Origin of the sequence: Streptomyces sp. ISL-1 (genome assembly GCF_018614585.1) — a bacterium.
Taxonomy (GTDB): Bacteria; Actinomycetota; Actinomycetes; order Streptomycetales; family Streptomycetaceae; genus Streptomyces; species Streptomyces maoxianensis.
Genome location: NZ_JAGGOI010000023.1, coordinates 94,820 through 107,855, shown reverse-complemented (window position 1 = coordinate 107,855; position 13,036 = coordinate 94,820). Strand labels below are relative to the sequence as shown.

Below are 13,036 nucleotides of genomic sequence, written 5' to 3'. Positions count from 1 at the left end.
TGGACACGGCCCGTCTGTCCGTCAGGACTGATCATGGCGGCGCGAGGTGGCAGGCTGGGGGCATGCGTTCGCTTCCGTACGTCACCGTTGCCGCTGCCGCCGTCGTGCTGCTAGCCGCGGGCCCCGTCGCCGCCGACGACTCCGGATTCACGATCCAGGACCCGCGGATAACGGAGTCCAGCGGGCTCGCCGCCAGCCGCGTGCACCCCGGGATCTACTGGACGCACAACGACCAGGACGAGCCGCGCGTCTTCGCCGTCGACTCCAAGACCGGCGAGACCGTCGCGACGATCACCCTGAGCGGGGTCGGGAAGCCCCGGGACATGGAGGCCATCTCGGTCGGCACGGACGGGAACGTCTATGTCGGGGACATCGGCGACAACCTCAACGGCGGCTGGGACCACGTCTGGATCTACCGCTTCGCGGAGCCGAAGGCGCTCAAGGACATGACCGTCCCCGCGACGCAGTACACCGTGAGGTACGCGGACGGCGCGCGGAACGCCGAGGCGATGATGGTCCACCCAAAGACCGGCCGGGTGTACATCGCGTCGAAGAACGAGGAAGGCGGCGGGCTGTACGAAGGGCCCGCGACCCTCAGCCCCACCCGGACCAATGTCTTCCGGCGGATGGGTGAGGTGCCGTGGGTGACGGACGGGGCCTTCTCGCCGGACGGGAAGGAGCTGGTGCTGCGCTCGTACTTCAGCGCCCGCGGGTACGAATGGAAGGACGGCAGACTCGGGGCCGACCACGGGGTGAGCGCGCCGATTCAGGGGCAGGCCGAGTCCGTGACGTACACCGCTGACGGCACGGCGCTGATGTTCGGGACGGAGGGGGAGCAGAGCGAGGTGAAGCGGGTACCGCTCGGCAAGGAATCCGTCTCGGACGGGGGCAGCAGGACGCCGTCCCAGGGCGGGAGTTCGGCCGCCGAGGACAGCGGCGAGACCAGCAGCTTCATGTATGGGCTGATCGTCCTGGTCGGCGCCGGCGCGCTCGTCCTCGGGGTGAAGCGGCTGCTGCGCCGCGGCTGAGGCGCCATTCGGCGCGTCGCATGCGCCGGCCGGCGACCTCAGCCGCCGCGGCCCGAGTGCGCAGTGGTCGAAGTCCGCGCCGAACGCGCCCCCGTACGCGGGGAGGGGCCCGGCAGCGTCATGCCGCCGGCCCCCTCACTCGTAGACGTGGACGAAACCCGTAACCCTCAGAGCTTCTCGATCACGTAGTCGATGCACGCCGTCAGCGCCTGCACGTCCGCCGGATCGATCGCCGGGAACATCGCCACTCGCAGCTGGTTGCGCCCCAGCTTGCGGTACGGCTCCGTGTCGACGATGCCGTTCGCGCGCAGCGCCTTGGCCACTGCCGTCGCGTCGATCTCGTCCGCGAAGTCGATCGTGCCGATGACCTGCGAGCGCTTCGCCGGGTCCACCACGAACGGCGTCGCGTACTTGGACGCCTCGGCCCATCCGTACAGGTTCCGCGACGATGTCGCTGTGCGGCCGACCGACCAGTCCAGGCCGCCCTGGGTGTTCAACCAGGTCAGCTGCTCGTTCAGGAGGAAGAGCGTGGCCAGCGCCGGGGTGTTGTACGTCTGGTTCTTCAGGGAGTTGTCGATCGCGGTCGGCAGCGAGAAGAACTCCGGTACGTGGCGGCCCGAGCCGTGGATACGCGCGGCGCGCTCCAGCGCGGCCGGCGAGAAGACGCCGATCCACAGGCCGCCGTCCGAGGCGAAGGACTTCTGCGGGGCGAAGTAGTAGACGTCCGTCTCGGTGATGTCGACCGGCAGGCCGCCGGCGCCCGACGTCGCGTCGACGAGGACCAGCGCGCCCTCGTCCGCGCCCGCGACCCGCTTGATGGGGGCCGCGACGCCCGTGGAGGTCTCGTTGTGGGTGAAGGCGTAGACGTCGATGCCCGCCTCAGCCTCGGGGTCCGGGTGCGTGCCCGGGTCGGAGGCGATGACCGTCGGCTCGGCCAGCCACGGCGCGAGCTTCGACGCCTTCGCGAACTTGGACGAGAACTCGCCGAAGGACAGGTGCTGGGACTTGTTCTCGATCAGGCCGTGCGTCGCGATGTCCCAGAAGGCGGTGGAGCCGCCGTTGCCCAGGATCACTTCGTAGCCCTCGGGGAGCTGGAAGAGGTCGCGTACGCCGTCACGCACCGCGCCGACCAGGTTCTTGACCGGGGCCTGGCGGTGGGACGTGCCGAGGAGGGATGTGCCGGTCGCGGCCAGGGCGTCCAGCGCCTCCGTACGCACCTTGGAGGGGCCCGCGCCGAAACGGCCGTCGGCGGGCTTGATGTCAGCGGGAATCTGGATCTCAGCCACGTTCCGGAGCGTATCCGGTCAGAGGACGCGGCGGGGATACGGTCCGGCGGATGAGACGGGCCCTCGGGGCCTGACCTGCGTGTCAGCCCTCCTTGTGGCCCTCCTCGCCGGACGAGAGCGCTTGCAGATGCTCGACCAGCGCGATCAGTACGAACTTGCTGGAGGAGTGATCGCGGGCGTCGAACTCCACCAGCGGCACCTCCGGCCCCAGCGCCAGCGCATCACGGATCTGCTCCTCGCTGTGCAGCGGGCCGCCGAAGTCGTTGACGGCGACGATGAAGGGCATGCCGTGGTGTTCCAGGCGGTCGAGCGCGTACCAGGCGTCGGGCAGCGAGCGGGTGTCGACGAGGACAACGGCGCCGAGGGTGCCCGCGAAGAGGCGGTCCCACAGGAACCAGAAACGTTCCTGGCCGGGGGCGCCGAAGAGGTACAGGACGCCGCGCTCGTCGAGCGTGATCCGGCCGAAGTCCAGGGCGACGGTGCTCGAGCTCTTGGCGTGGACGCGGCTGGTTTCGTCGGGCGCGCCGTCCGCGCGGCCGGTTTCGTCGAGCGTGTCGCCCGCGCGGCTCACTGCCTCCTCCGTGTGCAGCGGGCGGATCTCACTGACAGAGCGGACCATCGTGGTCTTGCCGACTCCGAAGCCGCCCACGACGACGATCTTCAGGGCTTTGACGGTCGTCCCGGGGAGCGAGGGGTGGGGCTGCGCCGGGGGGACCGCCCGCGTGAAGCGGGTCATGGTTTGTGAAGGGTGCCGGTCATCGAGTGTTGCCTTCCGGGATGGCGAGGGCGTAACTGGAGCCGCTTGTTCCTGACCAAGTGGTCGTCACTATAGGAGAGTTGGAGATCGCATTGGGAAGTTCTTCCGGACTGTCCGGCGGGCGCCGCGGTCCGGCCGGTGAAAGCGTCACGTCTCCTGCCGGTGGGACGTGAGTGACAGGGGCATCCTGAGACACATGGCTGAACAGCGACAGGCGGGGCGAGGCGGGCCGGGCCGGCGCGAGACGGGCGAGCTGGCGCGGGAGCTCGCGAAGGCGGTTCGCGGCGACGTGGACTTCACCACGGCCGCCCGGGCCCTGATGACCATGGACGCGTCCAACTACCGGCGCGTCCCGGTCGGCGTGGTGGCGCCACGCGACGCCGAGGACGTGGCAGCCGCGCTGGAGGTGTGCAGGCGGCACGGGGCGCCGGTGGTGCCGCGCGGCGGCGGTACGTCGATCGCCGGGCAGGCCACCGGCGTCGGTGTGGTGCTGGACTTCACCCGCCATATGAACGCGCTGGTGGAGGTGGACACGGCTGCCCGTACGGCGGTGGTGCAGCCCGGCCTCGTACTGGACACGCTGCGCGATGCCGTACGGCCCGCAGGGCTGACGTTCGGGCCCGATCCCTCCACGCACAACCGCTGCACGCTCGGCGGGATGATCGGCAACAACTCCTGCGGCGCGCACTCGGTGGCGTGGGGGACGACCGCCGACAACCTCCGCGGTCTGTCGGTCATGACGTACGGGGGAGCCGAACTCCGCCTGGGCCAGGGCTGGGAGGGCGCACCCGGGGGCCTGCGCGAGCTGGTGGACCGGAATCTGGCGCTGCTGCGGACCGGGTACCCGGACGGGCTGCCGCGCCGTATCTCCGGATACGCGCTGGATGCCCTGCTGCCCGAGAGGGGCGTCGATCTGGCGCGGGCGTTCTGCGGCAGCGAGGGCACGCTGGGGGTGGTGACGGAGGCGTCCGTACGGCTCGTCGACGCGCCACGCGCGCGGGCGCTCGCCGTGCTCGGTTACGCGGACGAGAGCGCGGCGGCCGAGGCCGCGCCCGGTCTGCTGGCGCACAGGCCGCTGACCGTCGAGGGCATGGCCGAGGATCTGGTGCGCGGCGAGCGGGGGCTGCCGCGCGGCGGAGCCTGGCTGTTCGTGGAGACGGGCGGCGACACGGCCGCCGAGGCGCGGGCCGCGGCGGCCGGCATCGTCCGGGCGGCGGACGCGCTGGACGGCACGGTGGTGGACGACGTGGCGGGCATGCGGGCGCTGTGGCGGGTGCGGGAGGACGCGGCGGGGACGGCGACGCGGACCTCCGAAGGAGGCGAGGCCTGGCCGGGGTGGGAGGACTGCGCGGTTCCGCCGGCCCGGCTGGGGGCGTATCTGCGGGACTTCCGGGCGCTGCTCGCCGAGCACGGTCTGAGCGGGACGCCGTACGGACACTTCGGGGACGGCTGCATTCACGTCCGTATCGATTTCGACCTGATCAGCGAGGAGGGCGTGGCCCGGTTCCGGACCTTCTCCGTCGATGTCGCGGAACTCGTCGTCGCGCACGGCGGCTCGCTGTCGGGCGAGCACGGCGACGGGCAGGCGCGCGCGGAACTGCTGCCGAAGATGTACGGAGACGAACTGGTCGCCCTCTTCGGCCGGTTCAAGGACGTGTGGGACCCGGCGGGCGCCATGAACCCGGGGATGCTCGCCCGCCCCGACCGGCTCGACTCCAATCTCCGCTTCTCCGTCCTGCCGAGGGAGCCGGTGGACGTGGAATTCGGCTATCCGCACGACGGCGGGGACTTCGCGGTGGCGGTACGCAGGTGTGTCGGCGTCGCCAAATGCCGTACGACTGACGCTGGTTCGGGCGGCGGTGTGATGTGCCCGTCGTTCCGGGCGACGGGCGAGGAGCAGCACTCCACGCGCGGGCGGGCCCGGCTGCTGCACGAGATGCTGGCGGGCGAGGTCGTACGGGACGGCTGGCGCTCGACGGAGGTGCGCGACGCGCTCGACCTGTGCCTGTCCTGCAAGGGCTGCCGCAGCGACTGCCCGGTGGGCGTCGACATGGCCACGTACAAGGCGGAGTTCCTGCACCACCACTACGCGGGCCGGGTACGGCCCGCCTCGCACTACGCGATGGGCCGGCTGCCGGTCTGGCTGCGGGCGGCGGCGCCGTTCGCCCGCGTGGTCAACGCGGCAGGTCGGGTGGGCCCGTTGGCGGCGCTCGCGAAGCGTCTGGGAGGCATCGCCCCCGAGCGTTCCCTTCCCACGCTCGCACCGGTGACCTTCCGGCGCTGGCTGCGGGAGCACATGGGCGAGCGGACGGAGGTCCTGGCGAGGAACCGCACTGCGGTGCTGTGGCCGGACACCTTCACCGACCATCTGTCCCCGTCCGTCGGCCGGGCGGCCGTGAAGGTCATGGAGGTGGCGGGCATCGGCATCGTGCTGCCGCCGGGCCGGGTCTGCTGCGGCCTGACGTACGTCTCGACGGGCCAGCTCGACCGCGCGCGTGCCGTGATGCGCCGGACGCTGGACACGATGGAGCCGCTGCTGGACCTGGGCGTCCCGGTGGTGGTCCTCGAGCCGAGCTGCGCGGCGGCCCTGAAGACGGACCTGCCGGAACTGCTGGGCGACGACCCGCGGGCGGCGCGCTTGGCGGCATCGGTCCGGACCTTCGCCCAAGCACTGGAGGAGTGCGCCCCGGACTGGTCCCCGCCGCGCCTGGACCGGGCGGTGGCCGGCCAGACGCACTGCCACCAGCATGCGGTGCTGGGGGACGCGGCGGAGCGCCGTCTGCGTGAACGGGCTGGACTGGTAGGGGAGTTGAGCGGCGGCTGCTGCGGCCTGGCGGGGAACTTCGGCTTCGAGAAGGGCCACTACGGGGTGTCGGTGGCGTGCGCGGAGGACCAGCTGCTTCCGGCGGTGCGGGCGGCGGGGGAGGGGGTGGAGATCCTGGCGGACGGCTTCTCGTGCCGTACGCAGCTGGAACAGCTGGAGGGGCGGAGGGCGAGGCATCTGGCGGAGGTGCTGGCGGAGGGACTGGGAGTCACTCCGTCGTGAGCTCTGCGACGGTGAGCTCTTCGATCAGCGGAGGGTCCTGGGTGAAGTCGCTGTACCGCACCCAGGTCGGACGCACCCGCACATGGGTGATGCCGGGCCAGGTGAGCCGGTCGCGGCCGTCCGGATACGCGGCGAAGTAGCACTGCTGAATGCGCTCGAGCTCCGGGCCGGCCGGGAAGTCCGCGACGCCCTCGATCTGCGCGGTGACCGCGTCGTCCCAGCCGACCACGAGCGAGATGCGGGGGTCGGCGTGCAGGTTGAGGCACTTGCGCGTCGTCTCGACGGTGTCGAAGATGATCTCGAGCTCGTCACTGACCGCGAATCCGACGACGGCGGCCTGGGGTGCGCCGTCCGGCGCCACGGACGCCTGGACGGCGAGCTTGTACCTGCGAAGGAACCAGATGAGCTCGTCGCGCTTCATGGGCCCTCTCTACCACGGGCGGGACGGCGCAGTGGGCAGCCCGGATCGGGCGCGGTGCGGTTCGGTGAGCAGGTCACCAGGGCCAGGGACATGAACGTCGGGCGTTCGAGGTAGAAGCCGAGCGATACGTCGCCGCCGCAGCTGAGTGTCCCGGCCGTGGAGTCGACCAGCGCGGCCAGGCGCGCGCGGTCCCGGTCCGTGTCGGAGCCGAAGCGCGGCGCGCACTCGGCCAGTCGCTCGATTCGGGCAGTCGTCGTCACAGTTCGGTCCGTTTAGCTTGCCGGTGAGCCTGGTCAGTTGCTCTCGTGGCATGGTGGCCCCTCTGCTTCGGCCCTGGCGGGACCGCCTGAGATCGACGCTACGGAGCGTGTTTCCCCACGTCCATGCCGACTTGGGATTATTCCCGTTCCGGCATAGATGATCTCGAAGAGGCAGCTGTCGCCACCTCCCGGGCCAGCGCCGCCAGTTGAGGAATCGCCGGATGCGCCGCCGACTCGCGCCACGCCAGCACTACCGCTACCGGTGGCGCGTCCGACAGTGGGCGGTAGGAGACCCCTGGGTGCGGGTGCATCTCCGCCGTGGAGGCCACCGACGCGCCCGCGCCCCGGCCCGCCGCGATCGCCGTCAGCCAGTCGTCCGTGTTCGCCACTGTGAGCACCCTCGTGGGGCGGGACTCCGCAGGCCACAGGTCCAGCGTCGTCAGGCCCGAGACCGTGTTCAGGATCACCGGTCCCGTCGTCAGGTCCGCGAGTGTCAGGGAGGCACGCGCCGCCAGGGGGCCGTCCGACGTCACCGCCGCCACCCGGGGTTCGGTGAAGAGGAGCTCGGTGATCAGGCCGGGGGTGTCCACCGGGCCGCGCAGGACCGCCGCGTCGACCTCGCCGCGGGCGAGGCCTGCCGTGCGGTCGTCGATGCGGAGGAGTTCGAGCGGGGTGTCCGGGTGCTCCCGGTGCCAGCGGCGCAGCAGCGGGGTGGTGTACGGGCCGAGGGCGGACCAGGCGTGGCCGAGCCGCAGCGGCCAGTGGCGCAGCCGGGTCGCGTCGAGGGCCTCGTCGAAGGCGGCGACCGCTGTCGCCGCCTTGTCGCGGAAGACCAGGCCCTCCGCGGTGAGGGCGAGATGATGGGTGGAGCGGTCCACCAGCCGGGTGCCGAGGTGTTTTTCCAGCGCGGCCAGCGACCGGGAGACCGCGGGCTGGGTGAGGTGCAGCCGGGCCGCCGCCCTGGTCACGCTGGACTCCTCCGCGATGGCCAGGAAGCAGCGGAGGTGGCGTAGCTCGATGCTCATGCACGTGGAGCATAACGGCAGCCCAGTACGCATTTCACGCAGCGCTCCAAGGCCCGTAGCGTAGGGGCGTCGGCCGAAAAGCATCAGGGAGGTTTCCGGTGGACGAGCCTCGCCGCACCGTCGTGGCCAATGAGCCGGAAGCCGCCGTCGCGCTGGAGGGCGCCACCCGTGCACCGGGTTCCCGCGGCAGCCTCGGGCCCGTCGCGCTCGTCGTGGCCGGTGCGCTCTCCGTACAGTTCGGCGCGGCCATCGCCGTGCTGCTCATGCCGCGCGCCGGAGCCCTCGGCGTCGTCACCCTCCGGCTCGTCCTCGCCGCGCTCGTCCTGCTCGTCGTCTGCCGGCCGAGCCTTCGCGGGCACTCGCGCGCCGACTGGGGCACCGTCGTCGCCTTCGGCGCCGCCATGGCCGCGATGAACGTTCTCTTCTACCAGGCCGTCGACCGCATCCCGCTCGGCGCGGCGGTCACCTTCGAGGTCCTCGGGCCGCTCGCGCTCTCGGTGATCGTCTCGCGGCGGCCGGTCAACCTCGTCTGGGCGGGCCTCGCCCTCGCGGGCGTGGTCCTGCTCAGCGGCGGCGGCTTCGACCGGCTCGACCCCGTGGGCGCGCTCTTCGCGCTCTCCGCGGGTGCGATGTGGGCCACGTACATCGTCTTCAGCGCCCGCACCGGGCGGCGGTTCCCGCAGGCCGACGGACTTGCGCTGGCCATGGCCGTCGGGGCCGTGCTGAGCCTGCCGCTCGGCATCGCCGAGGCCGGGTCGAAGCTGATCGTGCCGTCCACGCTCGGGCTCGGTCTCGCCGTCGCGGTGATGTCGTCCGTCCTCCCGTACACCCTGGAGCTGCTCGCGCTGCGCCGGCTGCCCGCCCCGACCTTCGCGGTGCTGATGAGCCTGGAGCCGGCGATCGCTGCGACGGCCGGGTTCCTCGTACTGCATCAAGCCCTCTCCGCGCTGGACGCCTTGGCGATCGCGCTGGTCATCGCGGCGAGCATGGGTGCGGTACGGACCCAGATGGCCGGAAAGACCGCCTGAAGGGCTGCCTCGAAGGCGTAGAAGTCAAAGCAAGCATGCTTGCTTGTTTTGCTGGGCGCTGCCATGCTCCGGGACACACAACGTCGTGTCCTCAAGGGAGCGCACCGTGGCCGACCCGGCAGTCGTACTCGACGACTTGCGTAGCGAAAGTGACGAACTCGACCGGCTGGTCGGCGAGTTGGACGACGAAGGGTGGGCGCGCGCGACGCCCGCGCCCGGCTGGACCGTCGCCCATCAGATCGCCCACCTCGCCTGGACGGACACCGCCGCGCTGCTCGCGGTCACCGATCCCGGGGCCTTCGCCGCCGAGGTCGACAAAGCCATCGCCGCGCCTGACTCCTTCGTCGACGAGGGCACGGAGGCCGGTGCCGCACTGCCGCCCGCCGAGCTGCTGGCCCACTGGCGCGACGGCCGCGAGCGACTGCAGCAGGCACTGAGAGAGACCCCGCCCGGCGCGCGTTTCCCCTGGTACGGGCCGCCGATGAGCGCCACATCGATGGCGACCGCGCGGCTGATGGAGACCTGGGCGCACGGCCAGGACGTCGCGGACGCGCTCGGAGCCGTACGCGAACCGACCGCGCGCCTGCGGCACATCGCGCACATCGGGGTGCGGGCGCGCGACTTCGCCTACCAGGTTCACGGGCTGACGCCGCCCGCCGAGCCGTTCCGGGTGGAGCTCACCGCACCGGGCGGGGAGCTGTGGACGTACGGCCCCGAGGACGCCGGGCAGCGCGTGACCGGGCCCGCCCTCGACTTCTGTCTGCTGGTGACGCGGCGGGCGCACCGCGCCGACCTCGCCGTACGGGCCGAGGGCCCAGACGCAGACCGGTGGCTGGACATCGCGCAGGCCTTCGCCGGTCCCCCGGGATCCGGCCGCGCGCCGAAGGGGGACCGCTCGTGACCGAGCCGCTGCGCGTCGGGAACGCCTCCGGCTTCTACGGCGACCGCTTCGACGCCGTACGCGAGATGCTCACCCGCGGCCCCCTCGATGTCCTGACCGGGGACTACCTCGCCGAGCTGACCATGCTCATCCTCGGCCGGGACCGGCTCAAGGACCCCCGCCTCGGCTACGCCAAGACCTTTCTGCGGCAGCTGGAGGAGTGCCTCGGGCTCGCCCACGAGCGCGGCGTGAAGATCGTCGCCAACGCGGGCGGGCTCAACCCGGCGGGCCTCGCCGAAGCCGTGCGGGAGCTCGCGGACCGCGTCGGCGTGCCCGTCGAGGTCGCCCATGTCGAGGGCGACGACCTCGCCGCCCGCTTCCCGGACGCCCTCACCGCCAACGCCTACCTGGGCGGCGCCGGCATCGCCGAGTGCCTGCGGGCCGGCGCCGATGTCGTCGTCACCGGCCGGGTCACGGACGCGGCCCTGCTGACCGGCCCCGCGGTCGCGCACTTCGGGTGGGGAGCCGAGGACTACGACGCGCTCGCCGGGGCGGTCGTGGCGGGACATGTGCTGGAGTGCGGCACCCAGGCCACCGGCGGCAACTACGCCTTCTTCAGCGGACACGACGTACGCCGCCCCGGCTTCCCCCTCGCCGAGATCCACGCCGACGGGACGTCCGTCATCACCAAGCACGACGGCACCGGCGGCGTGGTCGACATCGGCACGATCACCGCGCAGCTGCTGTACGAGACCGGGGGCGCGCGGTACGCGGGACCCGACGTCACCGCGCGCCTGGACACCGTACGGCTGGCGCAGGACGGCCACGACCGGGTGCGGATCTCCGGCGTACGCGGCGAAGCCCCGCCGCCCACCCTGAAAGTCGGCCTCAACCGAATCGGCGGCTGGCGCAACGAGGTCGTGTTCGTGCTGACCGGACTCGACATCGAGGCCAAGGCCCGCCTGGTGCGTGACCAGTTGGAGGACACCCTCGGCAAGCACCGCCCGGCCGACGTGCGGTGGGAGCTGGCACGCACCGAGCGGCCCGACGGCGACACCGAGGAGCGGGCGAGCGCGTATCTGCGCCTCGTCGTGCGCGACAGAGACCCGGACAAGGTCGGGCGTGCGGTGAGCGGCGCGGCGATCGAGCTGGCGCTCGGCAGCTATCCGGGCTTCCATGTGACGGCCCCGCCGGGGAAGGGCGCGCCGTACGGGGTCTTCGATGCCGAGTACGTCGACGCCGCCGAGGTTCCCCATACGGCCGTGCTGCCCGACGGGCGGAAGTTCGCGGTGCCGGCTGCCGTACGTACGCAGGAAGTCGAACCGGTCGACATCGGGTCCGAGCTGCCGGACGCGCTGCCGGACGGGCCCCGTCGCGCCGCGCCCCTCGGTCTGGTCGCCGGCGCCCGCAGCGGTGACAAGGGCGGCGACGCCAACGTCGGGGTGTGGGCGCGTTCCGACGACGCCTGGCGCTGGCTCGCGCACGAGCTGACCGTGGACCGTCTGCGCGCGCTGCTCCCGGAGACTGCCGGGCTGAGAGTCCAGCGCCATGTCCTGCCGAACCTGCGCGCCCTGAACTTCGTCGTCGAAGGCATCCTCGGCGAAGGCGTCGCCGCGCAGGCCAGGTTCGACCCGCAGGCCAAGGCGCTCGGCGAGTGGCTCCGTTCGCGCTACGTCGACATCCCGGAGGTTCTGCTGTGACCGTGTTCGCCTCGGCCGTCGACCCCGCCGGTCCCGAATTCGCCGCTCGCCGCGACACCATGCTCGGCAAGCTCGCCGAGCTGGACGCCGAGCACGCCAAGGCGCTCGCGGGCGGCGGCGAGAAGTACGTCGCCCGGCACCGGGGGCGCAAAAAGCTCCTCGCTCGCGAGCGAATCGAGCTGCTCCTCGACCCGGACACGCCCTTCCTGGAACTGTCCCCGCTCGCCGCGTGGGGCAGCGACTATCCGGTCGGCGCTTCGATGGTCACCGGCATCGGGGTGGTGGAGGGCGTCGAGTGCCTGATCACGGCCAACGACCCGACCGTGCGGGGCGGGGCGTCCAACCCCTGGACGCTGAAGAAGGCCCTGCGCGCGAATGAGATCGCGTACGCCAACCGGCTGCCCTGTATCTCCCTCGTCGAGTCCGGCGGCGCGGATCTGCCGTCCCAGAAGGAGATCTTCATCCCCGGCGGTGCGCTCTTCCGGGACCTCACCCGGCTGTCGGCGGCCGGTATTCCGACGATCGCGGTGGTCTTCGGGAACTCGACGGCGGGCGGGGCGTACGTACCCGGGATGTCCGACCACACCATCATGATCAAGGAGCGGTCGAAGGTCTTCCTCGGCGGACCGCCGCTGGTGAAGATGGCGACGGGGGAGGAGAGCGACGACGAGTCGCTCGGCGGCGCGGAGATGCACGCGCGTACGTCGGGGCTCGCCGACTACTTCGCTCTCGACGAGGCGGATGCGCTGCGGCAGGCGCGGCGGGTGGTCGCCCGCCTCAACTGGCGCAAGGCGCACGCCGATCCATCGCCCGGCGAGCCCCCCAAGTACGACGAGGAGGAACTCCTCGGAATCGTGCCCGAGGATCTGCGCACGCCCTTCGACCCGCGCGAGGTCGTGGCGCGGATCGTCGACGGTTCGGACTTCGACGAGTTCAAGCCGCTGTACGGGCCGAGCCTGGTGACCGGGTGGGCGCGGCTGCAGGGCTATCCGGTGGGGGTGCTGGCCAACGCACAGGGCGTGCTGTTCAGCGAGGAGTCCCAGAAGGCCGCGCAGTTCATCCAGCTCGCCAACCAGCGCGATGTGCCGCTGCTCTTCCTGCACAACACCACCGGCTACATGGTCGGCAAGGAGTACGAGCAGGGCGGCATCATCAAGCACGGCGCGATGATGATCAACGCGGTGTCGAATTCGAAGGTCCCGCATCTGTCGGTGCTGATGGGGGCTTCGTACGGGGCGGGGCACTACGGCATGTGCGGTCGGGCGTACGACCCGCGGTTCCTCTTCGCCTGGCCGAGCGCCAAGTCCGCGGTGATGGGACCGCAGCAGCTGGCGGGCGTGCTGTCGATCGTCGCGCGCGCGTCTGCGGCGGCGAAGGGGCAGCCGTACGACGACGAGGCGGACGCGGGGCTGCGCGCCATGGTCGAGCAGCAGATCGAGTCCGAATCCCTGCCGATGTTCCTCTCGGGGCGGCTGTACGACGACGGGGTCATCGACCCGCGCGATACGCGGACGGTGCTGGGGCTGTGCCTGTCCGCGATCCACACGGCACCGGTCGAGGGCGCGCGCGGCGGCTTCGGCGTCTTCCGGATGTGAGGGCTTGACG

General features: G+C 71.8%; 11 protein-coding genes. 6 read left to right on the top strand and 5 right to left on the bottom strand.

Annotated features, from left to right (window positions below):
* The first annotated feature begins 62 nt into the window (after positions 1-62).
* A complete protein-coding gene (locus tag J7E87_RS17185) occupies positions 63-1,028 on the top strand; it encodes a WD40 repeat domain-containing protein (protein ID WP_215094830.1) in 966 nt (321 codons plus the stop codon).
* 167 nt (positions 1,029-1,195) lie between these two features.
* On the opposite strand, the gene serC is transcribed toward J7E87_RS17185, so the two are convergent.
* Together serC and J7E87_RS17175 are read right to left on the bottom strand one after the other, a co-directional pair.
* The gene (gene serC / locus J7E87_RS17180; RefSeq protein ID WP_215094828.1) at positions 1,196-2,314 is read right to left on the bottom strand and encodes a phosphoserine transaminase; all 1,119 of its coding nucleotides are present in this window, start codon (positions 2,312-2,314) and stop codon (positions 1,196-1,198) included.
* A gap of 82 nt (positions 2,315-2,396) precedes the next feature.
* On the bottom strand, positions 2,397-2,933 hold the full coding sequence (locus J7E87_RS17175) for an ATP/GTP-binding protein (RefSeq protein WP_374195189.1): 537 nt from the start codon (positions 2,931-2,933) through the stop codon (positions 2,397-2,399).
* 334 nt (positions 2,934-3,267) lie between these two features.
* Between J7E87_RS17175 and J7E87_RS17170 the strand changes: the two genes are divergently transcribed.
* A complete protein-coding gene (locus tag J7E87_RS17170; protein ID WP_215094823.1) occupies positions 3,268-6,117 on the top strand; it encodes an FAD-binding and (Fe-S)-binding domain-containing protein in 2,850 nt (949 codons plus the stop codon).
* Here the strand turns inward: J7E87_RS17170 and J7E87_RS17165 are convergent.
* The 3 genes from J7E87_RS17165 to J7E87_RS17155 all read right to left on the bottom strand — a co-directional run bounded on the left by J7E87_RS17165 (position 6,104) and on the right by J7E87_RS17155 (position 7,823).
* Positions 6,104-6,538 carry a pyridoxamine 5'-phosphate oxidase family protein gene (locus tag J7E87_RS17165; RefSeq protein WP_215094821.1) on the bottom strand — a complete coding sequence of 145 codons (435 nt, stop codon included), beginning with the start codon at positions 6,536-6,538 and terminating at the stop codon, positions 6,104-6,106. The two genes, J7E87_RS17170 and J7E87_RS17165, sit on opposite strands and share 14 nt — an antisense overlap.
* Entirely contained in the window at positions 6,535-6,798 is a 264-nt protein-coding gene (locus J7E87_RS17160; RefSeq protein ID WP_215094819.1) for a hypothetical protein, read from the bottom strand. Before J7E87_RS17160 ends, J7E87_RS17165 begins: the two co-directional genes overlap by 4 nt.
* A gap of 137 nt (positions 6,799-6,935) precedes the next feature.
* A complete protein-coding gene (locus tag J7E87_RS17155; protein ID WP_215094817.1) occupies positions 6,936-7,823 on the bottom strand; it encodes a LysR substrate-binding domain-containing protein in 888 nt (295 codons plus the stop codon).
* A 98-nt stretch (positions 7,824-7,921) separates the two neighbouring features.
* Here J7E87_RS17155 and J7E87_RS17150 point away from each other — a divergent pair, with 98 nt between their 5' ends.
* The 4 genes from J7E87_RS17150 (at position 7,922) to J7E87_RS17135 (ending at position 13,026) form a co-directional block, all read left to right on the top strand.
* The gene (locus tag J7E87_RS17150; RefSeq protein WP_374195185.1) at positions 7,922-8,851 is read left to right on the top strand and encodes a DMT family transporter; all 930 of its coding nucleotides are present in this window, start codon (positions 7,922-7,924) and stop codon (positions 8,849-8,851) included.
* A gap of 106 nt (positions 8,852-8,957) precedes the next feature.
* Positions 8,958-9,752: a TIGR03084 family metal-binding protein gene (locus J7E87_RS17145; protein ID WP_215094816.1), complete on the top strand. Its 795-nt coding sequence runs from the start codon at positions 8,958-8,960 to the stop codon at positions 9,750-9,752.
* Positions 9,749-11,431, top strand: a complete 1,683-nt coding sequence (locus tag J7E87_RS17140) for an acyclic terpene utilization AtuA family protein (protein ID WP_215094814.1) — start codon at positions 9,749-9,751, stop codon at positions 11,429-11,431. The genes J7E87_RS17145 and J7E87_RS17140 overlap by 4 nt, the downstream gene beginning before the upstream one ends.
* Positions 11,428-13,026, top strand: a complete 1,599-nt coding sequence (locus J7E87_RS17135) for an acyl-CoA carboxylase subunit beta (RefSeq protein WP_215094812.1) — start codon at positions 11,428-11,430, stop codon at positions 13,024-13,026. The genes J7E87_RS17140 and J7E87_RS17135 overlap by 4 nt, the downstream gene beginning before the upstream one ends.
* Positions 13,027-13,036: the final 10 nt, after the last annotated feature.